Here is a 22,498-nt window from a genome sequence, read left to right on the forward strand (position 1 = left end):
TTAATTACTTCCCTTCCTTCATATGAATTCCTAAACGAACCGTATCATATACATGTAAATCTTCATTCATCACAACAAAGTCTGCATCTTTTCCTACCGCTAATGCACCTTTATTATTTAATCCAAACTCTTCTGCTTGGTTAACTGATGTCATCAGTACTGCATCTTCGATTGAACAACCTGTAAATTCAATTACATTTCGGAAAGCTTGATCCATTTTTAGAATACTACCAGCTAACGTTCCATCTTCTAATCGAGCACTACCATCTTTTACATGTACTGGCTGTCCGCCAAGCTCATATAATCCATCTTCAAGACCTTTTGCACGCATTGCGTCAGTAATAACACTTACTTTTTTTGGTCCTTTTAACTTATATGCTAATTTCACCATATCAGGGTGAATATGAATACCATCTGTAATTACTTCAACCATTACATCTGGATTTAATAACACATGACCAACAACTCCTGGTTCACGGTGATGTAATCCACGCATTTGATTGTATAAATGTGTTGCATGTGTAATTTTTCTATTTTTTAGTTGCCCATCAATTGCATCTGTATGCCCCATTGTGCCAACTACACCAGTTTCAGCAAGATATTGTTCAAACTCTAATGCTCCCTCTTCTTCTGGTGCATATGTTACTAATTTAATTAAATTCCCACTTGCTTCTTGCCATTGTTTAAATTGCTCAATATTTGCAGGAACGATATGTTCAAGTGGTTGTGCACCTGCACGTTTCTTTGAAACATAAGGTCCTTCTAAGTGAATATATTCGAAATGCGCTCCTTTTTCTTTTGCTTCTTTTGCAGCAGTTAACGCTGCTTCAATTGCCTCTGGAGCTTGTGTCATTGTTGTTGGGAAGTAAGTTGTAACCCCTTCTTTTAACATTTCTTTACCTAGAGTTACTAACCCATCGCTATTTGCATCCATCGCATCAATATCGTATCCACCATGAATATGAACATCGATCATACCTGGAATTACAATCTTCCCTGTAGCATCAAAAACAGTTTCATTTTCTTGTGGTACATATTGAGCCATCAAACCAATTTCTTTAATGGTTTCTGCGTAACGAATAAATCCGTTTTCCACTATTTCTTGACCTGTGTAAATTTTGGCATTGATGACAATTTGCGTTTTCATTTTCATCGATCCTTTCCCATGAATTACCTACTTGTTATTATTACCTTATTCGCCTAGTTCCATCTTAATATACACACGAGTAGTTGTCTATACATTCTAATAAAATTTCCTTTTTATTCAACAGAAAAGGAAATTTCTTACGTCTCTTATAATTATAATATATATTATTCATTTTTCCAAAAAGGGACAGTATCGCCCCCTAATATAGAAATCACTTCAATAATGGCATTAACCCGCTAGACTCTAATATAATATGTTCACCATCTGTTTCCATTTCTACTGTACTTTTATTCGTTCTATATACCATTATACCGTGCCTTTTTAAGCGTTTCACTACACTTTGGTGAGGATGTCCATACGGATTACTACTCCCGTACGACAAAATAGCAAACTGCGGTTCCACTTTTTTTATAAACGTTTCACTTGTTGAAGTATATGAGCCGTGATGCCCCACTTTTAACACATCTGCATGGACATCAAATTGTTTTAATATTTCATGTTCTGTCCGTACATCCGCGTCACCCATTAATAAAAAATCCGCTTTTCCATATCGCACCTTTAAAACAATTGAGGATTCATTATTTTCATCTTTTGATTTCCCGTTGTTTAATACTTGTATAGAAACATGTGGATCCAGCGGTATATATTGTCCTTCCTTTACTGAAACGAAAGGTATCCCTCTTTTTTTTATATTATTCCGATACGTATGATAAGTAAGAGAACTATATGTTTTTCCGCTATCTAATATAAGCGATACCGGCATTTGCTCTACAATTGGAATTAACCCCCCTATATGATCCATATCGGGATGCGTACTGACAATTACATCTAAATGATTAATCCCTTTCTCAATTAATTTCTGAATAATAACCTCTCCTGCTTCATAAGGTCCTCCATCAATTAACATTGTTTGTCCATTTGGCATTATAATAAGTGTTGCGTCACCTTGCCCCACTTTTAAAAAGCTCACTTTCATTTTACTAAGATGTTGCCGATGCATATGTAAAGGAGACGTAGTATGAATGGACATCATATACCTTTTAGCTGATGCGCTATTTAAAGAAAAACATAATAAAACAGAAACTAATAATAAAATAATCCGCATACCTCTCATAACTCGTCTCCTTTTTTCATTTAGTATGGCACTGTAAATAATTGATATACAAAAAAAGCTTAGCAAAATGCTAAGCTTTTATTTCGATATCTCTTGTAAGGAACCGAAGAATAAATCTGCTTCATTCATTTGTTCATTCTCTTCAGAAAGCGGTGGTAAATCATCTAATGTTTTCAATCCAAATGTGTCTAAAAATTCTTTTGTTGTTCCGTATAAAATAGGACGCCCTGGTCCTTCTGCTCTTCCCATTTCTTTTATAAGTAAATGTGAAACCAACGTTTGTAACGCCTTATCAGTTTTAACTCCTCTAATCTCTTCCATTTCAGTCCTTGTGATTGGTTGGCGATATGCAACAATCGCTAACGTTTCGAGGGCAGCTTGTGAGAGTGAAGCAGCTGTTGGTGTATCTATTAATTTTTGATAATATGAAGCATGTTCTTTCTTTGTAGCAAAACGATATACTTTTGCATACTGTACAATTTGCAAACCACGGTTTGCACCTTCACATTCTTGTTGCATTTCTTCTAAAATATTAATTGCTTCATTCATTTCAATTTCAAGAACTTTCGCTATTTGTTCTGGATAAATCCCTTCATCACCAGAAACAAATAAAAGGCCTTCAATAATTGACTTTTGTTCTTTCCTATCCATTTCACGAGCTCCTTCCTTCTATTTTCTCATAAAAATACACATCAAAAAACCGAATCACAATTAATGCGTTCGGTTCAATATTTTTTCTCTTGTTCCAAACGATACATTAAAACATAGCATGAGATAAAATGTTGCTATCCCATTTTCACATACTTGCTCTATGCAGATTTATTAGAGCTTGATACGAAAATTTCATCAAAATTATGTTCTTGCTCAATTATGATTTGTTGATTTTTCATAAGTTCCAGAACTGCTAAAAATGTTACAACCATTATTTCACGTTCATCATCAACAAACAAATCATAAAAACTTTGGCGACCACCCTTTATTTTTAACTGTTTTAAAATATCAGTCATTCGCTGTTCAATTGGTATTTCTTGACGAGTAATACGTGTTGTTACAGGTTTTTTTGCCTTTTTACGGCGCATTAATTTTTGAAATGCTGCTAGCATATCATATAACGTAACATCAAGAGGTAAGCTTGTCTCCTCTTCTTGTTGCAACGATGTAAAGTCAATTGGTGGACGTGTATATAGCTGTGCTCTTTCTTGTTCTCTTTCTTTTAACTCAGTAGCAACTTGCTTATATTTCTTATATTCAATTAACCTCTCCATCAATTCTTGACGAGGATCATCTATAAAATCATCACCGTTATCAAGTACATCTTCTTCATGTTTCGGCAACAACATCTTACTTTTAATTTGTAATAACGTTGCAGCCATTACTAAATACTCACTTGCAACATCTAATTGAAGTTCTTTCATCGTATGCACATAAGATAAATATTGCTCTGTAATATCTGCTACAGGAATATTATATATATCAATTTCATAACGATGTATTAAATGTAACAATAGATCTAACGGCCCTTCAAAAGCCTCTACTTTAAAATTATATTGCACAAAGCATCCCACCACATTTTTTCTATAACAACATAAGTATAGAGCATACTCATGTTCTATCCAACCTTTTTAAGAAATTTAATTAAAAATAGACCGATGCCTATGTCATCATGCCCACCACTTCATATGATAACAGTGTAGTAAGAACAATGTAGGAGGTCAAAAAACTATGGGTCACGTTGATTGTGGTTTTAGCGGTGGGTTCGCATTACTTGTTGTACTGTTTATTTTACTAATTATTGTAGGAGCAGCTTGCTTCTGCTAATATGAACAATAACGGCTAGGGGGAAACCTCCTAGTCGTTTATTGTTCATATTTCTATGATACACTTATATGTATAACCGTTAGATAGGAGCGAGAAAACATGTATCCTACCGAATACATACAATTTTTAATTCATTTCCATGGAGATTATGACTATTTTGAATGCCACGAAATACTAGAAGAGTATTGGAAGACAAAACCAAGAGGTAATCGTGATCATTACTTAGTTGGTCTCATTCAAATTGCAGTTTCTTTATACCACCAAAGACGTGCTAATTGGAATGGTTCTACAAAAATGATGAAAAGCGCAATTACAATTTTAGAAAAAAGCGGTGTGCCTTTACAACGTTTAGGAATTAATCAAGTACAACTTCTTTCCTTGCTCAATGAAAGATTGCAATCTATCCATAAAAAAGAACGTTTTGTACCTTTATTTTTACCCTTATCAGATTCATCGTTAGAGAAGCAGTGCATAGAGTTATGTCAAAAACAAAACCTCCCTTGGAAAGACTTGAATGCTATCCCAGGTGAATATATTATAAACAAGCACACTTTGCGTGATCGCACAGAGGTCATTACTGAACGAAACGAACAATTACAAAAAAGAAAGCAGAGATAATAAACTACTTATCTCTGCTTTCACGAATGTATATTTTGTTCTAGCCCTTTACATTTTTCGCAAAAACTTGCTGTTTGCTCATTTCCGCAAATTGTAAACTCAAGAAATTTACTCTTTAACTCTTGAACCATCTTCGTCCCAATCCCCACATGACGGTGAGACGGGTTCACACTCAAATGCTGAATTTCTAATACTTGATTCTCTTTTTTTACAATCCCCATTATTCCAACAAAATCTTCATTTTCTTTCCACAAATACAATTGCCAATCATCTTTTGCTTCATATTCTTTCATTGTCAATTGTAATGTTTTCACATCTTTTTCAGTTGGCATAAACGAAAGAAGCCCCATTGCAATTTTTTCATAACTTTTTTTAAAACGAATTAACATAACCCTTATCCCTTCTTACAAAAGTTACAAACTAGTAATCCCCTCAATCACTCTTTTCATATCACATTCATTTTACAATATTTTCAACAGAGTGAGAAGAGTCTAAAACAACTTGATAATCATACAAAGCGAAAAGAAGAAAGTCAAATCTATGTTTCAGCACTATTCCTTTAATAAATAGAGTTAAAAAAAGAAAATTCTATATGGAATGGAAAGAAACATATCATTCAACAGCACTTCATTTATAGTTACTCTAAAGCAGCACAATTCTAGCAAAATTAATATAACAAAAAATATTTATTGAAACATATAATGTAATGTATTCTATGTAATTGGTTAAAGGTTTGTTCTCACAAGCAATATATTTTAGCAACAATACTACTTGTATGATGAGCTGTAGAAGTAGTACTCAATCTCATTAAAAATAAAAAAGAGAGCAAAAGCTCTCTTTTTCCTTACCTTATTCTTCCCAAACTTTAACTTCTTTCATTACATCGCCTTGACGCATTTTTAATACTGTTTCAATACCGCTTGTTGCTTTACCGAATACAGTATGAACACCATCTAAATGCGGCTGTGGCTCATGAACGATAAAGAATTGGCTACCGCCTGTGTTACGGCCAGCGTGAGCCATAGAAAGTGATCCTACAAGGTGTCTATGAGGGTTTCCATCAGTTTCACATGGAATAGAGTATCCTGGGCCACCTGCACCTGTACCTGTTGGGTCTCCACCTTGGCTTACGAAGCCAGGAATAACACGGTGGAATGTAACACCGTCATAAAATCCTTGCTCTGCTAATTTTTTAAAGTTTTCTACTGTTTTCGGTGCTTCTTCTGGGAAAAATTCCAAGTCGATTTTTTCACCGTTTTCCATTAATATGTATCCTAAAGTTTTCATACGTATATGTCTCCTTTCAAGTATCTCAGCACTATATTACCACATTCATGACTAGAAACAAAAAGAATCCGACAATCTAGATACTTCTTTTTTGAAATGTGGAAAAAGCTAGGTGACAAATAAGAAATATATACTATAATAACTTTGTTGCCCGAAAATTTTAGAAAGAGAAAGGGAGCGATTTTTCGTGAAAACGAAATTACTAGCTCTGCTATTAGCTGTAACGGTATTTATGATGCCAACAGCTTCGTTTGCAGACATCATCGAGGGAGAATCAATTGTTACATTAGGAGAGAACTTATCTGAACAACAAAAACAAGATCTGTTAAAAGAAATGAAAGCACCGAAAGATGCTACAATTATTACTGTATCTAATGCGGAAGAACATAAATTTCTAGAAGGCATTGTTCCAAAAGCACAAATTGGTACGAGAGCAATTTCTTCTTCTATGATTACATACACAAAACCAGGATCTGGTCTTATTGTACGATCAAAGAACATTAACTGGGTAACAGATGCAATGTACACTAACGCTTTGATTACAGCAGGTGTAAAAGATGCAGAAATTCAAATTACTGCACCTTTTAAAGTTTCAGGAACTGCAGCTTTAACTGGATTAATGAAAGCATACGAAACTGCGTCCAATAAACAAATTCCTGAAGAAGTTAAAAAAGTAGCGAATGAAGAAATGGTACAAACAGCCCAGCTTGGTGATAAAATTGGTGAAGAAAAAGCAGTTCAACTTGTTGCAAAAATTAAAGAAGAAATTGCAAAAGAACAGCCAAAAACAACAGAAGATTTACGTTCATTAATTAAAAAAATTGCTGATCAACTCGGCATTACATTGACAGATGAACAGTTAGATAACTTAGTATCGTTATTTGATAAAATGAAAAATCTTAATATCGATTGGAATCAAGTTGGTAGTCAATTAAACAAAGCAAAAGAACACGTTTCTGCCTTCTTAGGTTCTGAAGAAGGACAAAGTTTTCTAGATAAAGTGAAAGATTTCTTCTCAAGTATCATTGATTTTGTTAAATCTTTATTCAAGTAAAAAAGAAGCCCGCCAGTGACGGGCTTCTTTTTTTATACAAGTAACGGTAATTTCATAACAGCCTCTTCAACCGAACGCACTATATGATTTGCTTTCTCCTTTACATATGGATGGGCATGATGAAGAGTAAATGAATGCGGGGTTACTTCAAACATAGAAATATCATTGAAAGAATCTCCAATACAAGCAACTTCATTTGCTTCAATTTGCAAATGGTCCATTAGTCGCTTTAGAGCACTCCCCTTACTCACGCCTCTTGGCATAATATCAACATAGCGTTTACCTGATATAAAAACTTCCGCTTCGCCTTGAAACATATCTCGTAGCTCTTGATCTAACGTCACAATTTTCTCTTCTTCTCCAAAAACAAACAATTTTGCAGGGTGTACAGTCTTACCAAACTCTTCTTCTAACGCTTCAATTTCAGCGATATGCACGCCCATATACGCTTCAAAATTATGGTGATGTTCATTCTTCCTTTTTGTATATCGCTGCTCATTTGCACAAACAATATCCGCTAGTCCTTTTTTATGTATATATCGATATATTTCCTGGGCAACCACATTTTCAAAACTCGATTCATGAAATAAATTTCCATCCGGAAGCAACATTGTCGCTCCATTTAAGCCAGTTGTGTAATATGGGAATGAAAACCTTTTTACAACTTCATCAATTCTGTGTGTAAAGCGGCCAGAGGCAAAACAAATATTTGTCCCTTTCTCAGCTAACCAACACAGCGCACGTTCATCTTCTTTTTGCATATGATTCACATCGTAAACGAGCGTGTCATCTAAATCACTTACAAATAATTTAATCATGTCCTCTTCCCCTTCCATACACAATATCTACTCTAAGTGTACACAAAAAATGTTTGATTTTTGTTAAAAAATAATAAATTTTTGCTAAAAAAAATAAACGGGTGTATAATCCCGTTTATTTTTGTCTTTTTACATTTTGAGGTCTTACAATACTTGGTCGTACTTTTAAACTAGACATCGTTGGACGGAGTAAAATTTTTGTTAATGCGCCCCAATCAAATGGTAAAAACGGCCATAAATAAGGTGTTTGTAAACTTTTTATAGACGTTAAAAATAAAATTAATATCGTCATACCAATTACAAATCCCATCTCATGGAAGAGGCCTGTTAAAATAATAACAAACAATTTCCCAACCTTATTCCCTAATCCTAATTCATAACTCGGTGTTGCATATGCACCAATCATCGAAACTGCTACATACAAAATCACTTCTGGCACAAACAAACCTACATCAATTGCAATTTGACCAATTAATATAGCGGAAATCAACCCTGCTGCAGACGATAACGGCGTTGGAGTATGAATGGCTGCCATCCTTAAAAACTCAAGTCCGACCTCTGCCATTAACACCTGTAATAAAATTGGTAAATGCGTCATCTTAGTCGGTCCAATAAAAGCAAGATTTGCTGGCAAAAGAGTTGGATCAAATACAAACACTAACCAAAATGGTAATAAAAATAACGAGAATATAACACCTAAAAAGCGCACCCAGCGTAAAAATGTACCGACAGCTGGATTTTGTCTAAACTCTTCCGCGTGCTGTAAATGATGAAAATATGTTGTCGGTGTAATCATAGCACTTGGCGATGTGTCAACAAGTACTAACACATGTCCTTCTAGTAGATGATTTGCTGCTACATCTGGCCTTTCTGTATATCGAATAAGTGGGAATGGGTTATAGCTTTGCTTTACAACAAATTCTTCTACTGTTTTATCCGCCATCGTAATTCCATCTACATCGATGTTATTTAATTCTTGTTTTATAATCTTTACTAAATCTGGATTTGCAACATCTTGAACGTATGTAATACAAATATCCGTTTGTGATCTATCTCCTACTCGAACCATTTCATTTCGAAGACGTGGATCTCGAATTCTTCTACGGATTAATGCTGTATTTACAACGATATTTTCAACAAATCCATCCCTTGCACCGCGTACTACCTTTTCGGTATCTGGTTCTGTCGGCGTTCGCCCTGGATAACTACGAACATCGATTGCGAACGCTTCCGTTTCACCTTCCACAAATATCACGATGAGTCCTGATAATACTTGGAGCATTACCTCATCCATCGTTTTCACTTTACTTACTTGTTGATGGATTAAGCGATTCTCTAAAAGCTTCACTGTATCTTCTTCTACATCCCTTATCTCATTTGTATCCACCGCTTCTTCTAAAATAGGGATAATATAATTTGTATCACAAAGTCCGTTTACAAATAACACACCAATTTCTTTATTCAAAATTTGAAATTTACGAATACCAACATCGTATGTAACGCCTAGTCCAACTGTCTGCTTTAAATAATTTTCATTGTCACTTATGAAAGTTGATATAGGGATATCCACTTTTTTAGGCTTCGTCATAAAAACCACTCCTTTCCAAAATTAATTGAATTGCTTTCTTCGTAATAGGTGATCCCCTCTCCCATTCATCATTTCCACACATCTTACCAATGTCACCGACTCCAACGATGACAGGAACATTCAAGTCATCTAAACAATAAATTGTATCTCCGCTAATTCTGCCAATTTCACCATCTGGAAGTCCAAATTTATCAACACCGTATTCGGTTAAATTCCCGTTCCGATCTACACTTACATCTACACGTGCCCATTCCCAATGATGCGTATTAGACGCTACCGCTAAAATACCGAGCACATCAATTTGTTTATGGGTAGCCACATATTTTAAAGCCTTTTCACCAGATCCTTCTCCAATAAATCCACTGTCATCAAACATGACAAATACAGGGTCATATGGCGTTTGCATAATAAGCTCAACAACTTTTTTCCCTGTCAATTTGGTTGGATTACTTTGTGATGCTGAAATACACCTTCCCCCAAATTCCTTCGTTAAAAGCTCAATTGTCCGCTTTGCATATTCATCTCCATCTGTGACCAAAACAACCCTTCGTCTCATTTGATTTATCCTTTCGGTTTACATATAAGTGCTATAAAAAACGAAAACAATATCGCTGCGGAAATGCCCGCAGACGTTAAACTAAACATGCCAATACCAATTCCTAAATATCCATGTTTTTCTGCTGCATGCATTGCTCCGTGCAATAGTGAATGTCCAAAACTTGTAATAGGGACTGTTGCTCCAGCACCTGCAAACTTTATTAGTTTATCGTACAATCCAAATCCATCTAAAATTGCTCCGATGACTACAAAAGTTGCCATTAAATGAGCTGGTGTTAACTTTACGAAATCTAACAATAGTTGCCCAATTAAACAAATAACTCCACCTACAAGAAATGCATATATAAAATCCACAATTCACTCTCCTTTAACTCTCTCAAATACGACACCATGTGCAATTGTTGGAATCGTTTCCTTCTGTTGCATCATCATCGGGCTTAATAATGCACCAGTCGCAACGACAAAAATTCGTTGTAAATTCCCTTTTTGCATCTCGTGTAATAAATGACCATATGTGACAACTGCTGAACAAGCGCAACCACTACCACCTGCAAACACTTCTTCTTGACTTGATTCATAAATCATCAATCCACAATCATTGTATATATGCCCAAGATCATAACCTTCCTCAAGTAAAAGTTGTTTCGCAATCGGCGTCCCAACAGCTGATAAATCACCCGTAACAATCAAATCATAATCATCGGCACTTCTTCTTAAATCTTCAAAATGTTGTTGAATTGTATGAGCTGCTGCTGGAGCCATCGCTGCTCCCATATCCAAAGGATTTGTGATTCCTAAATCTTGCACTTTTCCAATTGTAGCCGACGTAATTTTAATTGCACTTTTTTCATTGCTAATTAATATAGACCCTGCACCAGTCACAGTTGAATTTGCTGTCCCTGGCTTTTGTCCACCGTACTCTGTTGGATAGCGAAATTGTCTTTCAGCCGTTGCATTATGACTACTTACTGTAGCTAAAACACGATTTGCAAATCCACCGTCTATAAAAGCTGAGCCAACTGCTAAAGTCTCCATAGACGTCGCACAAGCGCTAAACATTCCTAAAAAAGGAATGCCCCATTTACGCGCAACATAATTTGCTGTCACTGTTTGATTTAATAAATCTCCCGCTAAAAAGAAATCAATTTGCGATGTTTTTATATTCCCTTTTTGCACTGCTTGTTGAATTGAGTCTGACATTAATCTTCGTTCGGCAAGCTCCCAATTTTCTTCTCCACAATGCAAGTCATCATATGAAGTATCAAATTTTTTCCCAAGAGGGCCCTCAGCTTCTTTCGGACCGACAGCAGTACCCGTTGCATTCACATATATATCATTTTGAAATACCCACGTTTGTTTTCCGGTCAACCTCATACTAGCCCCTCCTTTAAGACATAAAAATTTTAAAGGTATACCTTATTAACCCAATGATATATGCACCAACAACCCCAAATACAATCACACTTCCTGCCAGTTTAAACATATTTGTAGCAATCCCTAGAACAACCCCTTCGCTCTTATGTTCTAAGGCAGCGCTCGCCATAGAATTTGCAAATCCTGTTACCGGTACCGCTGATCCTGCTCCAGCAAATTGACCGATTTTATCATATACACCACACCCTGTTAAAATCGCGGATAATAAAACAAGGGTTGCAACAGTTGGGTTTCCTGCCTCTTGTTCACTGAAGTGAAAATAATGTATATAAAATTTCATCAATACTTCTCCAACTGTGCAAATGAGTCCACCTACAAGAAATGCTTTGATACAATTTAGTAAATAGTTTGGCTTTGGATGATACTCCTTCACTTTATTTATGTAATCATCCTTCAATTTCTGACTTGTCATTTATATACTGCCTCCTACTTTACGAAATAAATCCAGTGAAACAACGATCCTATTACTTTCCCAAGTACAAGAGCAACGAGTAAAACAATAATCTTCCCCTCTACCCCTACTCGTTTCGCTAAAATAGGTAGAACATTTAACACCTCTGTTAATGCCGCAGCAAGCATTCCGATGAATGTGCCACAAAATATCCCTAATATAACGAGCCAATATTGCGACGTTTGAAATGTAATGTTTTTCAAACTGCACCAAGCCCCTGTTAAAGTACCTGCAATGACTGCCCACTCAAAATATTGAATATGCTTTCCATTTCTCGTTAATTGAGCTAAACGGGGGATTATACCAAGTACAGCTAAAAATGCGACATATCCGCTACCTACCGCAATCCCTCCAGCTAAACCAATTAAAATAACAAATCCAGACTCAATCATCGGCAAGTTGTTTCATATTATCCTTGTTTTCATTAACGATTACATACTGATCAAGTGACTGTTGGTATTGAAACATCTCAACTTCTAACGGACTCGGCTCTTCATTAATTCGCTTTTGAAATACATGATTAAAGAATAAAACCATCCCTAAGCCAAGACCTAAAGAATAAGGAATTTGAAATAAAAGTGGTTGTGCATTAAATTCTCCAGTAATCATGTAATATAACCGTTGATGTACTTGTTGCATACTTACATCTTCATGGAAATAAATGATCGCAAGGGCCGCTCCAATGAACAGTAACAGCCATACAAGCCCGAAAAAAATTGGGTGTGTCTTCTTTTTTTCGTATATAATTTCAACAAGAGTTTGTCCAGAACCGAGTAAATTAATTTGTACGTGAGATGCTTTCTGTTGAATAATCTCAATTACTTTCATAACATCAATTACAACATGCGTCTTATCATGCGCTGTTATTTTGTAAACTATCTCATTTTGTAACAACTCAACTACGGAAGAATCTCCGGCAAGTTGAGCAACATCGCCCAGCTTTACTTCATAAGTAGGAGAAACTTTTAAACGATTGCGCATTTTAATATAAATCGTTTGTTCCAACTTTCATTCACCCCTTCACTCTTCCTCGTAGTTGTAGTATGGTTATTGAATTTTTTTCTAATACAATTTTTTCATAAAAAAACATCTGCACCATTTCGGTACAGATGTTTTTTACTTATGCCTTTTTCTTAAATAAGTTTGCAATACTTAATGCAAGCCCTCCCCAAATAACTACTATTCCAATAACCATCATCATAATCGCTGATCCACTCATTATGAAACACCTCGATCTTTCCATTCTTTTTCAAGCTTGGCAGAATCCGAATGAATTTGTGCATCCCATTTTTTCAGGCCAATGATTATTGCAACTATGAGGAATGCTGCTGCTATCGACCAACCATACGTTACAACAAACTCAGTCGGATAATCTCCGTAGTTCTTTTTAATATTTTGGATTGTACCATCAATTAGCATATACCCTAACATAAGCGGAGTAATAATGAGTAAACTCACTCTCCAAAACGTTCCTAATTTAATATCAGATACAAAGTTGGCATGATTTTGATAATCTGGTAAACGGCGTAAAATGAGCCCTATCGTAACTACTTCCGCAAGTGCAATTGTAATTAATCCGAAATTATTAGCGAAATAGTCGACAACATCTAAGAACATAAGTCCACCACGTGTTGCAAAAACAAGAGAAACTAACACGAGAAGGGTTCCCATAATTCCAATAGTTTTTTCCCGACTTAAACTGAATTTTTCAGATACAGCGGCAAAGCATACTTCCGCGAGTGAAATAAGTGATGTAATTCCAGCAACCGTTAACGATAAGAAAAATAAAACACCAAACAACGGTGACATCGGCAATTCATTAATAATTTGGGGAAATACTACGAACGCAAGCCCAACGCCAGCACTTGCTACTTTATCAACCGGTACTCCCATATTATTTGCCATAAATCCAAGAGCTGCAAAGACCCCAATACCTGCTAATAATTCAAATCCTGAGTTTGCAAATCCAGTAATAAAGGCATTATTTGTTGTATCCGAGTTTTTCGGTAAATAACTAGAATACGTAATCATAATTCCAAATGCTAAAGATAAACTAAAGAATATTTGACCGTAAGCAGCAAGCCATACTTTCCCATCAAAAATACGACTCCAATCTGGTTTAAAGAATGCATCTAGTCCTTGCATAGCACCTTCCATCGTCACTGCACGAACAACGATAATAAGGAACATAACAACTAATAAAGGAATAAATATACGGTTAACAACTTCGATTCCTTTTTTAACTCCTTTAAATGCAACGCCAAGCACAATAATCCAAACGAGAGCTAACGGAATTAATACTTCTGGTACAAGTCCTCCAAATTGTCCTGGCTTATCTGCAACATGTAAGTACTCTTTAAATAAAAATGATTGCGTGTCTTTTCCCCATGCTCCAGTAATTGCAAAGTATGTATACGATATAGACCAAGCAATAATCACTGCATAATATGTTGAAACAATAAATGTTACGCACATTTGCCACCATCCAATAAATTCTGCACGCGGGCTAATACGGAAAAATGTAAGTGGTGCTGAGCCACGATGACGATGACCAAGGGCAAACTCAAACGCTAACAATGAAATACCAGTCGTTAATAATGCAAATAAATACGGTAAAAAGAATGCTCCTCCTCCATTTTCATACGCTGTATAAGGAAAACGCCATATGTTTCCTAATCCAACGGCAGATCCGACCGCTGCGAAAATAAATCCAGCTCTCGTTCCCCATTGTTGCCTCGTTTCCATGTTTCCTTCCCCCTTTATGACAAGTTCATACTTGGATTATATTTTAAATTGACTAAATTATCAATAAATTCTGTTAATTTTTGCGAAAATTAACATCTCTCTCCTATTAACGGCATAAAAAAATCGAATAGACAATTATTCGTCTATTCGATCTTTCATCTGTTTTAATATTTTCTTTTCAAGTCTTGAAACTTGTACTTGCGAAATGCCTATGCGCTCTGCTACTTCTGACTGTGTTTGATCTTTATAGTAACGCAAGTATACAATTAAGCGCTCTCGTTCATCTAGTTCTCTAATCGCTTCTTTTAAAGCAATTTTATCGAACCATTTCGTTTCAGATTGATCTGCAATTTGATCTAAAATAGTGATTGGATCTCCATCGTTTTCATATACAGTTTCATGTATAGATGAAGGGGCCCGGCTCGCTTCTTGTGCTAGAACAACTTCCTCTGGCGTTAGTTCTAGTGCCTCTGCCACTTCATTAATCGTTGGAGCCCTTCCGAATTCTTTCGAAAGCTCATCTCTCATCTTTCGAATTTTGTTTCCTGTTTCTTTTAAAGACCTACTAACTTTCACTGATCCATCATCGCGTAAGAAACGTTGTATTTCACCAATAATCATTGGAACTGCATATGTTGAAAATTTCACGTCGAAAGATAAATCAAATTTATCTACCGATTTCAAGAGCCCAATACATCCAATTTGAAATAGGTCGTCTGGTTCGTATCCTCGATTAAGAAACCGCTGTACAACCGACCAAACGAGGCGCATATTACTTTGAACGATTGTATCTCTCGCTTGTTGATCTCCATCTTGACTTTTTTGAATTAACGCTTTTAGCTCGTGGTCCTTTAACTGAGGTTTCTTCTTCTCATTTTTGACCTCTATGTCCATAGGCTATTCTCCTTAATTGCATAGAGCGTTACTATTTGATAAGTATTTTGTCAAATGGATTGTTGTCCCGAAAGATTCGTTTGAAATAACTTCTACTTCATCCATAAAATTTTCCATGATAGTAAATCCCATTCCGGAACGCTCTAATTCAGGTTTAGTTGTAAAAAGGGGTTGTCTCGCTTCATCTAAGTTAAAGATTCCAATCCCTTCATCTCGAATCGTGAGTTTCACCATTGCTTCTTCCAAAATTACAGAAATATAAACAATACCTTCTGCATTTCCTTCGTATCCATGAATAATTGCATTTGTAACCGCTTCTGACACAACTGTTTTAATCTCCGTTAATTCTTCCATCGTTGGATCTAGTTGTGCAATGAAAGCCGCCACTGTAACGCGAGCGAATGATTCATTTTGACTTAATGCTGAAAATTGAAGGTTCATTTCATTTCTCATCTATGCCACCCCCAACGTCGCGAGCGCGTGCGCTTCACTTTCTTCTAAGCGAACGATTTTGAATAAGCCCGACATTTCAAATAAACGCTTAACAGGCGGTGAAATTGCACAAACAACCATTTCTCCACCTAATCCCTTTACGTGTTTATATCGGCCTAATATAACACCTAGACCAGAACTATCCATAAACGATAAGTTCTCTAGGCTCAAAACAATATGATGAACACCATGTGTCTCAATCATATCTGTTACTTTCGTTCGCAACTCTTCAGCCGTATGATGATCTAATTCACCCTCTAGTCTCACACATAGGACGTCACGTTTTACTTCTAATTGCATGGAAAGACTCACACGATTTCCTCCTTATGCTCAAACTTTACTTATTCACATACATAAAGATTTTCGTGATATAAAATAAGAATCCTTCCTGCTGACAAAAGAAGAACTATTTCGTCATAAAGTGAAACCTTTCAGCATTATTCACTTACATACGAATAGAAAAGCGGCAAAATATTTGCCGCTATTTTGATGTTGAAAACATCCCAAAACTTCTTTTAAATAACTCCCACCAGCTCGCTGCAGCAACATCTTCTTTTGCTATAATTGTTTGTTTTAATAAAACATCTTTATCTTTTTTTATAACAAGGGTGCCAAGCGCGTCACCTTTTTTAATCGGTGCTTTTACTTTCTTTTCAGCAATTACTTCTTGTTTTACCTTGTCCATATTCTCGCCCTTCTTCATAAGAAGAGAAACATTATCTGACGCAACTAAATCTACTTTTTCTTTTTTCCCTTTTCCTACTTGAACTGTCTTAATTTTTTCGCCGCGCGTATACAATTTCTTTGTCATATATTGTCCAAATGCATAGTCAAGAAGCTTCGTCACTTGGTTGTTCCGTTCTTTTGATGTTGGTGCTCCCATGACAACTGAAATGACACGCATACCATTTTTTTCAGCCGATGCTGTTAAACAATATTTCGCTTCTGTCGTAAAACCTGTTTTTACTCCATCTACGCCAGGATAAAAACGTACTAGTTTATTCGTATTAACGAGCCAAAACTTTTTATCCGTATCTTCACGTAAATAATCTTCGTACTTACCTGTGTATTTACGAATAAGTGGATACTTCATCAATTCTCTCGCCATTATAGCCATATCATTTGCTGTCGAATAATGGTCTTTGGCCGGAAGACCTGTTGGGTTTTGAAAATGTGTATTTTTCAGCCCTAAATCTTTCGCCTTTTTGTTCATCATATTTACAAATCCTTCTTCTGAACCTGCGATATGCTCGGCTACTGCAACAGATGCGTCATTTCCAGATGCAATTGCAATACCCTTTAACATCTCATTTACAGTCATCTCTTCCCCAGGTTCTAAAAAGATTTGCGATCCACCCATTGAAGCTGCATGTTCACTCGCTCTAACTTTATCGGTCAGTTTTAATTTTCCTTTTTCAACTTGTTCCATAATTAAAAGCATTGTCATAATCTTTGTCATACTAGCAGGTGGTAATTTTTCATTTGGGTTTTTATCAAATAAAACTTTACCTGTATCTTGCTCAATTACGATTGCTGACGACGCTTGTTCCGCTAACTTCGGCGTTGTTTCTTCTGTTTTCTCTGGCTTCGTTTTCTCAGATTGCGCGAAACTCACTGAAGTTCCAGAAAGCAATAACATGAAACAAAAAAGTATTCCAAAAACTCGCTTCATGACTAACCCTCCATTCTATATCAGACCTATTTTTTCCAATTTATCTTTTTTTAATACCAAATTTTTCTAACATTTTTAGTTGACAAACACATTCTCTCCCTATATTGTATTAAGTGTATTACACACAGTAGTACACTTAATACATATGAGGAAGGAGACATTGCTCTTGCATATTCAACTTGACCCAAGAAGCAACACTCCGATATGGGAACAAATTGTTCAAAATATAAAAGAACTCGTATTGAAAAGCATGTTGGCTCCAAGTGATAAACTTCCTTCTGTACGCGAACTCGCTTCTTTACTCGTTATAAATCCAAATACAGTGAGTAAAGCGTATCAAGAGTTAGAGCGACAAGGAATTATTGAAACGTTACGAGGAAAAGGAACATTTGTATCCCAATCGATTACCCCAACATTAGACGAAAGGAAAATCGCTATGGTTGAAAAGCAATTTCATCAATTACTATTAGAAGCCTCTTATCTTGGTATTACGAAAGATAAAATTCATGATTGGATAGATTCATACTATAAAGAGATTGGAGGGAATACGGATGTTGAAAGTGACAAGCTTGAAGAAAACAATTGATAATCAAACAGTTTTAGACGATGTTTCTTTCACATTACAAAAAGGTAGTATCGTCGGATTACTTGGAAGAAATGGTGCGGGGAAAACAACTTTATTACGAACGATAGTCGGCATTTTAGACCCAGATGAGGGAACTGTTACATATGAGGATATCGACATTCATAAGAATCCTGAAACGAAACAAAAAATCGTATATGTCCCGGATTCTACTAACATACTGAACGGTTATACAGTAAAAGAAATCGTGAAGTTTTATAAAGCAGTTTATACCGCATTTGATGAACCATATTTCTACGAACTACTAGAACGTTTCAACTTACCAAACAAACGAATTCGTAGTTATTCAAAAGGAATGAAGGCACTGCTTGCTATCATTTTAGCTGTTGCTGCACAGGCAGAATATATTATTTTAGATGAACCAACAAACGGACTTGATCCTATCGTTAAAAGACAGATTTTACAGTTTCTCGTTGGAGAAGTTGCAGAAAAAGAAATTACCATTTTCATCTCAACTCACCATTTAGATGAAGTGGAACAAATTGCAGATACAATCATTATATTAAAAGGACATACTATATCTTCTATTACATCACTAGACGATGCAAAATCACGATTTGCTAAAATCCAAGTTGCTTACGAACGTTCATTACCTCAAAAACTAGAAAACTTAAGCAATATTAAAATATTAAATCAAACAGGAAAAGTATATACCATCTTAATTGAGGGAAATGTGGCTACAACACTAGAGAAGTTTTATAAAGAACAACCTATACTCATTGAAGAATTAACAATGTCACTTGAAGATGTCTTCGTTACGACACTGGAGGAGGATGGGTATGTTTCATAAGGCGTTGTGGATGTGGAATTGGAAGCGTGGGAAATATGCTGTGTTGCTATTCTTCTTTAGCTCGCTTTACTTGTTATCTTTTGGATACTATAGAAGTGCGCAGAGACAACTTGATGCGTATTACGAATTACAAGAAAAAGGGAAACAGTATTATTATTTTTATACCCTTTCGCAAGGGGAAGGTAATAGTTTTTGGTTAACTGTTCTTATCATTGCTTTAGCCTGCTTATTGATAGGATGGGAACGTAGCAACCAATCGAATACACTACTTATGACGATGCCTTTTAAAAGAAAAGATGTCTTCTTATCTAAATGGGCTTTTGGTTCATTTTTTATTGTGAGCTCATTACTTATAAATTGGATTCTTATGTATGTGATTTATAGAACAACTATTCATTTTGATTATCAATCATTTAGTCCATTTCATCGATACTTTCTTTATGCGATTGTTTCTTATGTTGCAGTCTATACAGCTGCACTATGCATCGGTACTTTTACTGGAAGCGTTGTTTCGCAGGTTGTTTTTTGTATTCCTTGGTTACTAATGGGGCTTACATTTATTCCACTAGTGTACACTTTTACGATAAATCACTTAGAAGCTACCGATACTAAAAATTATAAGTTATATGAACAACTTTACGAAATTACTCAAAAAACAAATATAGTTGCACCAATATATAATTTCACGATTTATTACCATTATGATCCTGAATCACGTAAAAAAGAAAAGGACTCAACTACTTTAAGAGATCCAGCATCTTATCACTATTATTCAGCTAAATCGATGTTAGTCCCTATTTTTTATACAATAGTTTACTTACTACTTGGAACATATTTATATACACGATCGCCAAATGAAAACAGTCAAAAGATATTTATTTTCCAAAAGCATTTACGAATATGTATATGGGGGACAACCATTTACTTTGCATTACTAGGTGGCTATAAAATCAATCAATTTCATTTCTTACTTAACTACTATATTTGTTTGTTTTTCGCTGGAATTATTACTTATGTTGTATTATCACGCCTAACAAATTATAAAGTTTTTTAAAGGAGAGATCCTATGTTTCAAAAAGCACTATGGCTAAGAACATATCAACAAAGTAAATATGTTGTATGGTTATTTTGGCTCGTCAGCTTCTATACTTTGTCATATAAATACTATATGACTTCTATTCAACAGCAATATTTTCTAAATATGAACAAAAAATGGAAAGCTATATATCATTACAGTTTTGATTTAACACTTCTAGATTCTATCATGCTGTTAGGTAGTTTGCTAATCGTTCTAGCTTGTACGTTAATTGGATGGGAAAGACAAAATAACGCTAGCGACTTGTTATGGTCTATGCCCTTTAAACGTTCGCACCTCTATATAACAAAGTGGTTGTTTGGAATCTGTAATATCACCGCTGTTGTCGTTTTAAACTGGGGGCTATTTGCTATTATGAAAAAGTTAACTTTTCATAATAAATATCAAGTATTCTCCCCCTTTCATAGTTATTTTATATACATGTTAATTGTACTAATTGCTATTTATACACTTGCCTTATGTATAGGAACAATCGCTGGGAATGTTATATCGCAAGGAGTTCTCACTGCCGCTCTATTCATGTTCCCACTGTTACTTCCAGTACTTATTTCAGGAGTCATTGCTGTTCACTCGAATGCCGACTTTCATGAGAACAATGACATTATACATGATATTATGGAGAACATAGGTATTTCTAGTCCAGCAGAAGATTTTACTATTAACTTTAATTATGATCCACAAAGCGCTTATACCGATCAAAATGGAGTACGTCATAACGAACCAAACTTTACAAAGATTCCCCCGGCAAAAACATTGATTGCACCTATTGCACATATCATTATTTTATTACCACTCGGTATATATTTATATGCCCGTTCAGTCAATGAGCGAAATGGTAACTACTTATTATATCCAAAACTACAAAAAGTAGTTTTAGCTTGTGCGATTTTCTTTGGTGGGATCGTTGGAGGTTTAATACTAAGTCGAGCGCACTCATTGTCCAGCTTTTACATCGGATTTTTAGTGACTAGTTTCATTATGTATTTCTTCCTACCAAAAATATTAAAATGGAAAGTCTCTTGGAATTTTAAATAAAATAACCTCCTCTTATTGAGGAGGTTATTTCACATTCTCTCTCCTATCCCCATACACCATCTCTTCTTTCATCCCAAATCCATCACCATTTTGCACAATTTGCTCTGTCGGTGCAACTACACTTTCGGCAATTTTCCATTCCCCACGCTCTTTTACGAATACTTGTAGAAAATAGTTCATGCCATCTAATTGATATGCATTTTCTTTTTTCACATTATAGTGAATCGCAATGTAGTACACTTGAATGTTTTCTTTCCCTATTTTTGATACGTATTGCGATAGTCTCGGTATATAAAGTGCTGCTTTCTGAAAAGATAGTTGCTTCGCTTTAACAAGCGATGAACTTGTTACATTACGTAATGTGTCCCGATTACGAATATTATCGCTATGGTGGAATAATACTGCGTTTTGCATAGAACGAACCCATAATTTTGAATATAAGACTGTATTATCGTTTTCGATGTACTTCACTTCTTTTCGCACCACTTGGATAGGCGTATCTGCGTACGTGAATGTTTGAAAACAGAAAAAACTACCAAATAAAATGGTAAGTGCAGCAATATATTTCATAATCTTTCCTCCGATCTTTTAATTAAAGTATCGGAGTTTCAAAATATTTTTATTCAAAAGAAAAAGGATAGGAATGCTTTCGCTTCCTATCCTCATTTATTATAATACGCGGCCAAATAGTTCTAAGACCATTTCTATTTCTTGGTCGCTCCAACCTTTAAATCTCTCTTTATAATATTCTTTACGCACAGCTTCAAGTTTTTCAGTTACTTCTCTTCCGTGCTCTGTAATTTCTAAGTACACGATTCGACGATCTGAATTAGAACGTTTTCTTTCTACTAATCCTTTTCGTACGAGACGATCTGTAACAGCTGTAATATGACTGGAGGTTACGTTTACTTCACTCGCAATTTGCGAAGCCATCTGTGGACTCTTTAAAAATAACGCACGTAATACAGAAAATTCATTATATGGCATATGTTCTGCAAAACGTGTATTAATATCATTTTGTAATAAACGTATCATTTTTCGAAATGATGCAGATAAATCTAAAATCAGTGTTTCTCTTTTTTCGTTCAATAGCCTCGTCCCTTTTTTATCATATTTACACATATTATAATCTATAAATACCTATGTTGTATATGCTTTCTTTCCTCAACATTCTCATTTATGTAACTTTTTTCATATAAATTTCTTTTTTGTTCACACATATACATATAAAAAGGATGGTGATG

At 35.4% G+C, this 22,498-nt stretch carries 29 protein-coding genes; 7 read left to right on the forward strand and 22 right to left on the reverse strand.

Going from position 1 to position 22,498, the window contains the following annotated elements; translation table 11 throughout:
* Nucleotides 1-4 precede the first annotated feature (4 nt).
* The 4 genes from nagA to scpA form a co-directional block, all read right to left on the reverse strand.
* Nucleotides 5-1,147 (reverse strand): N-acetylglucosamine-6-phosphate deacetylase, encoded by a 1,143-nt coding sequence (gene nagA, locus DN399_RS19900; RefSeq protein ID WP_006928115.1) that lies wholly within the window; start codon nt 1,145-1,147, stop codon nt 5-7.
* A gap of 211 nt (nt 1,148-1,358) precedes the next feature.
* A complete protein-coding gene (locus tag DN399_RS19905; protein WP_149149901.1) occupies nt 1,359-2,261 on the reverse strand; it encodes a ComEC/Rec2 family competence protein in 903 nt (300 codons plus the stop codon).
* Nucleotides 2,262-2,339: 78 nt separating this feature from the next.
* Nucleotides 2,340-2,912 carry a segregation/condensation protein ScpB gene (gene scpB / locus DN399_RS19910; RefSeq protein ID WP_000375168.1) on the reverse strand — a complete coding sequence of 191 codons (573 nt, stop codon included), beginning with the start codon at nt 2,910-2,912 and terminating at the stop codon, nt 2,340-2,342.
* 158 nt (nt 2,913-3,070) lie between these two features.
* Nucleotides 3,071-3,814 carry a segregation/condensation protein A gene (scpA, locus tag DN399_RS19920; protein WP_001199753.1) on the reverse strand — a complete coding sequence of 248 codons (744 nt, stop codon included), beginning with the start codon at nt 3,812-3,814 and terminating at the stop codon, nt 3,071-3,073.
* 169 nt (nt 3,815-3,983) lie between these two features.
* Here scpA and DN399_RS19925 point away from each other — a divergent pair, with 169 nt between their 5' ends.
* Nucleotides 3,984-4,079 carry a YjcZ family sporulation protein gene (locus DN399_RS19925; RefSeq protein ID WP_000510194.1) on the forward strand — a complete coding sequence of 32 codons (96 nt, stop codon included), beginning with the start codon at nt 3,984-3,986 and terminating at the stop codon, nt 4,077-4,079.
* 99 nt (nt 4,080-4,178) lie between these two features.
* A complete protein-coding gene (locus DN399_RS19930) occupies nt 4,179-4,697 on the forward strand; it encodes a DUF309 domain-containing protein (protein ID WP_000283596.1) in 519 nt (172 codons plus the stop codon).
* 20 nt (nt 4,698-4,717) lie between these two features.
* Here the strand turns inward: DN399_RS19930 and ribT are convergent, their stop codons facing one another.
* Nucleotides 4,718-5,086, reverse strand: a complete 369-nt coding sequence (gene ribT / locus DN399_RS19935) for a GNAT family N-acetyltransferase RibT (protein WP_000908401.1) — start codon at nt 5,084-5,086, stop codon at nt 4,718-4,720.
* A gap of 460 nt (nt 5,087-5,546) precedes the next feature.
* A complete protein-coding gene (locus DN399_RS19940; protein WP_000853782.1) occupies nt 5,547-5,984 on the reverse strand; it encodes a peptidylprolyl isomerase in 438 nt (145 codons plus the stop codon).
* A 187-nt stretch (nt 5,985-6,171) separates the two neighbouring features.
* Here DN399_RS19940 and DN399_RS19945 point away from each other — a divergent pair, with 187 nt between their 5' ends.
* A complete protein-coding gene (locus DN399_RS19945) occupies nt 6,172-7,038 on the forward strand; it encodes a DUF1002 domain-containing protein (RefSeq protein WP_000850515.1) in 867 nt (288 codons plus the stop codon).
* A gap of 32 nt (nt 7,039-7,070) precedes the next feature.
* Here the strand turns inward: DN399_RS19945 and DN399_RS19950 are convergent, their stop codons facing one another.
* The 14 genes from DN399_RS19950 to dacF all read right to left on the reverse strand — a co-directional run bounded on the left by DN399_RS19950 (nt 7,071) and on the right by dacF (nt 17,690).
* Complete coding sequence (locus tag DN399_RS19950; RefSeq protein WP_002024734.1) at nt 7,071-7,874, reverse strand: Cof-type HAD-IIB family hydrolase; 804 nt, start codon at nt 7,872-7,874, stop codon at nt 7,071-7,073.
* A gap of 97 nt (nt 7,875-7,971) precedes the next feature.
* Nucleotides 7,972-9,444, reverse strand: a complete 1,473-nt coding sequence (gene spoVAF / locus DN399_RS19955) for a spore germination protein SpoVAF (RefSeq protein WP_000165595.1) — start codon at nt 9,442-9,444, stop codon at nt 7,972-7,974.
* Nucleotides 9,431-10,000, reverse strand: coding sequence for a stage V sporulation protein SpoVABEA (gene spoVAEA, locus DN399_RS19960; protein ID WP_001254415.1), 570 nt, complete (start codon nt 9,998-10,000; stop codon nt 9,431-9,433). The genes spoVAF and spoVAEA overlap by 14 nt, the downstream gene beginning before the upstream one ends.
* A gap of 5 nt (nt 10,001-10,005) precedes the next feature.
* Nucleotides 10,006-10,356 carry a stage V sporulation protein AE gene (spoVAE, locus tag DN399_RS19965; RefSeq protein WP_000345916.1) on the reverse strand — a complete coding sequence of 117 codons (351 nt, stop codon included), beginning with the start codon at nt 10,354-10,356 and terminating at the stop codon, nt 10,006-10,008.
* Between the two features lie 3 nt (nt 10,357-10,359).
* On the reverse strand, nt 10,360-11,376 hold the full coding sequence (gene spoVAD / locus DN399_RS19970; RefSeq protein ID WP_006921412.1) for a stage V sporulation protein AD: 1,017 nt from the start codon (nt 11,374-11,376) through the stop codon (nt 10,360-10,362).
* 13 nt (nt 11,377-11,389) lie between these two features.
* On the reverse strand, nt 11,390-11,848 hold the full coding sequence (gene spoVAC, locus DN399_RS19975) for a stage V sporulation protein AC (protein WP_000203810.1): 459 nt from the start codon (nt 11,846-11,848) through the stop codon (nt 11,390-11,392).
* Between the two features lie 14 nt (nt 11,849-11,862).
* Entirely contained in the window at nt 11,863-12,279 is a 417-nt protein-coding gene (gene spoVAB, locus DN399_RS19980) for a stage V sporulation protein SpoVAB (protein ID WP_049106600.1), read from the reverse strand.
* Nucleotides 12,272-12,892 (reverse strand): stage V sporulation protein AA, encoded by a 621-nt coding sequence (locus DN399_RS19985; RefSeq protein ID WP_000438369.1) that lies wholly within the window; start codon nt 12,890-12,892, stop codon nt 12,272-12,274. The genes spoVAB and DN399_RS19985 overlap by 8 nt, the downstream gene beginning before the upstream one ends.
* Before the next feature lie 115 nt (nt 12,893-13,007).
* Nucleotides 13,008-13,106 (reverse strand): methionine/alanine import family NSS transporter small subunit, encoded by a 99-nt coding sequence (locus DN399_RS19990; protein ID WP_000016826.1) that lies wholly within the window; start codon nt 13,104-13,106, stop codon nt 13,008-13,010.
* A complete protein-coding gene (locus tag DN399_RS19995) occupies nt 13,106-14,632 on the reverse strand; it encodes a sodium-dependent transporter (protein WP_149149902.1) in 1,527 nt (508 codons plus the stop codon). Before DN399_RS19995 ends, DN399_RS19990 begins: the two co-directional genes overlap by 1 nt.
* Nucleotides 14,633-14,767: 135 nt before the next feature.
* Complete coding sequence (gene sigF, locus DN399_RS20000; RefSeq protein ID WP_000350729.1) at nt 14,768-15,526, reverse strand: RNA polymerase sporulation sigma factor SigF; 759 nt, start codon at nt 15,524-15,526, stop codon at nt 14,768-14,770.
* Nucleotides 15,527-15,538: 12 nt separating this feature from the next.
* Complete coding sequence (gene spoIIAB, locus DN399_RS20005; protein WP_001243398.1) at nt 15,539-15,979, reverse strand: anti-sigma F factor; 441 nt, start codon at nt 15,977-15,979, stop codon at nt 15,539-15,541.
* Nucleotides 15,980-16,330 (reverse strand): anti-sigma F factor antagonist, encoded by a 351-nt coding sequence (gene spoIIAA / locus DN399_RS20010; protein WP_000059135.1) that lies wholly within the window; start codon nt 16,328-16,330, stop codon nt 15,980-15,982.
* 169 nt (nt 16,331-16,499) lie between these two features.
* Entirely contained in the window at nt 16,500-17,690 is a 1,191-nt protein-coding gene (dacF, locus tag DN399_RS20015; protein WP_049106604.1) for a serine-type D-Ala-D-Ala carboxypeptidase DacF, read from the reverse strand.
* Nucleotides 17,691-17,856: 166 nt separating this feature from the next.
* Between dacF and DN399_RS20025 the strand changes: the two genes are divergently transcribed.
* The 4 genes from DN399_RS20025 to DN399_RS20040 are packed head-to-tail and all read left to right on the forward strand — an operon-like array spanning nt 17,857 to nt 21,254.
* Nucleotides 17,857-18,276: a GntR family transcriptional regulator gene (locus tag DN399_RS20025; RefSeq protein ID WP_000548044.1), complete on the forward strand. Its 420-nt coding sequence runs from the start codon at nt 17,857-17,859 to the stop codon at nt 18,274-18,276.
* Nucleotides 18,242-19,123 (forward strand): ABC transporter ATP-binding protein, encoded by an 882-nt coding sequence (locus tag DN399_RS20030; protein WP_049106606.1) that lies wholly within the window; start codon nt 18,242-18,244, stop codon nt 19,121-19,123. The genes DN399_RS20025 and DN399_RS20030 overlap by 35 nt, the downstream gene beginning before the upstream one ends.
* The gene (locus DN399_RS20035; protein WP_049106607.1) at nt 19,113-20,177 is read left to right on the forward strand and encodes an ABC transporter permease; all 1,065 of its coding nucleotides are present in this window, start codon (nt 19,113-19,115) and stop codon (nt 20,175-20,177) included. The genes DN399_RS20030 and DN399_RS20035 overlap by 11 nt, the downstream gene beginning before the upstream one ends.
* Nucleotides 20,178-20,189: 12 nt before the next feature.
* Nucleotides 20,190-21,254 carry an ABC transporter permease subunit gene (locus tag DN399_RS20040; protein WP_049106608.1) on the forward strand — a complete coding sequence of 355 codons (1,065 nt, stop codon included), beginning with the start codon at nt 20,190-20,192 and terminating at the stop codon, nt 21,252-21,254.
* Nucleotides 21,255-21,278: 24 nt separating this feature from the next.
* Here DN399_RS20040 and DN399_RS20045 read toward each other — a convergent pair whose 3' ends face one another.
* Both DN399_RS20045 and DN399_RS20050 read right to left on the reverse strand, forming a co-directional pair.
* Nucleotides 21,279-21,824, reverse strand: a complete 546-nt coding sequence (locus tag DN399_RS20045; protein WP_000873787.1) for a hypothetical protein — start codon at nt 21,822-21,824, stop codon at nt 21,279-21,281.
* Nucleotides 21,825-21,923: 99 nt separating this feature from the next.
* Complete coding sequence (locus tag DN399_RS20050) at nt 21,924-22,343, reverse strand: MarR family winged helix-turn-helix transcriptional regulator (RefSeq protein ID WP_001003305.1); 420 nt, start codon at nt 22,341-22,343, stop codon at nt 21,924-21,926.
* Nucleotides 22,344-22,498: the final 155 nt, after the last annotated feature.

It is taken from the genome of Bacillus sp. AR4-2, from assembly GCF_008274865.1.
GTDB lineage: Bacteria > Bacillota > Bacilli > Bacillales > Bacillaceae_G > Bacillus_A > Bacillus_A cereus.

Excerpts from the sequence above, each read along its gene's own strand:
- spoVAB (WP_049106600.1), bottom strand. The coding sequence starts at position 12,279 with ATGATTGAGTCTGGATTTGTTATTTTAATTGGTTTAGCTGGAGGGATT.
- spoIIAB (WP_001243398.1), bottom strand. The coding sequence starts at position 15,979 with ATGAGAAATGAAATGAACCTTCAATTTTCAGCATTAAGTCAAAATGAA.
- scpB (WP_000375168.1), bottom strand. The coding sequence starts at position 2,912 with ATGGATAGGAAAGAACAAAAGTCAATTATTGAAGGCCTTTTATTTGTT.
- spoVAF (WP_000165595.1), bottom strand. The coding sequence starts at position 9,444 with ATGACGAAGCCTAAAAAAGTGGATATCCCTATATCAACTTTCATAAGT.
- DN399_RS19930 (WP_000283596.1), top strand. The coding sequence starts at position 4,179 with ATGTATCCTACCGAATACATACAATTTTTAATTCATTTCCATGGAGAT.
- DN399_RS20045 (WP_000873787.1), bottom strand. The coding sequence starts at position 21,824 with ATGAAATATATTGCTGCACTTACCATTTTATTTGGTAGTTTTTTCTGT.
- DN399_RS20040 (WP_049106608.1), top strand. The coding sequence starts at position 20,190 with ATGTTTCAAAAAGCACTATGGCTAAGAACATATCAACAAAGTAAATAT.
- DN399_RS19925 (WP_000510194.1), top strand. The coding sequence starts at position 3,984 with ATGGGTCACGTTGATTGTGGTTTTAGCGGTGGGTTCGCATTACTTGTT.
- nagA (WP_006928115.1), bottom strand. The coding sequence starts at position 1,147 with ATGAAAACGCAAATTGTCATCAATGCCAAAATTTACACAGGTCAAGAA.
- ribT (WP_000908401.1), bottom strand. The coding sequence starts at position 5,086 with ATGTTAATTCGTTTTAAAAAAAGTTATGAAAAAATTGCAATGGGGCTT.
- dacF (WP_049106604.1), bottom strand. The coding sequence starts at position 17,690 with ATGAAGCGAGTTTTTGGAATACTTTTTTGTTTCATGTTATTGCTTTCT.
- DN399_RS20030 (WP_049106606.1), top strand. The coding sequence starts at position 18,242 with ATGTTGAAAGTGACAAGCTTGAAGAAAACAATTGATAATCAAACAGTT.
- DN399_RS19995 (WP_149149902.1), bottom strand. The coding sequence starts at position 14,632 with ATGGAAACGAGGCAACAATGGGGAACGAGAGCTGGATTTATTTTCGCA.
- DN399_RS19950 (WP_002024734.1), bottom strand. The coding sequence starts at position 7,874 with ATGGAAGGGGAAGAGGACATGATTAAATTATTTGTAAGTGATTTAGAT.
- DN399_RS19905 (WP_149149901.1), bottom strand. The coding sequence starts at position 2,261 with ATGAGAGGTATGCGGATTATTTTATTATTAGTTTCTGTTTTATTATGT.
- spoVAEA (WP_001254415.1), bottom strand. The coding sequence starts at position 10,000 with ATGAGACGAAGGGTTGTTTTGGTCACAGATGGAGATGAATATGCAAAG.
- spoVAC (WP_000203810.1), bottom strand. The coding sequence starts at position 11,848 with ATGACAAGTCAGAAATTGAAGGATGATTACATAAATAAAGTGAAGGAG.
- DN399_RS19940 (WP_000853782.1), bottom strand. The coding sequence starts at position 5,984 with ATGAAAACTTTAGGATACATATTAATGGAAAACGGTGAAAAAATCGAC.
- DN399_RS20035 (WP_049106607.1), top strand. The coding sequence starts at position 19,113 with ATGTTTCATAAGGCGTTGTGGATGTGGAATTGGAAGCGTGGGAAATAT.
- spoVAD (WP_006921412.1), bottom strand. The coding sequence starts at position 11,376 with ATGAGGTTGACCGGAAAACAAACGTGGGTATTTCAAAATGATATATAT.
- sigF (WP_000350729.1), bottom strand. The coding sequence starts at position 15,526 with ATGGACATAGAGGTCAAAAATGAGAAGAAGAAACCTCAGTTAAAGGAC.
- DN399_RS19990 (WP_000016826.1), bottom strand. The coding sequence starts at position 13,106 with ATGAGTGGATCAGCGATTATGATGATGGTTATTGGAATAGTAGTTATT.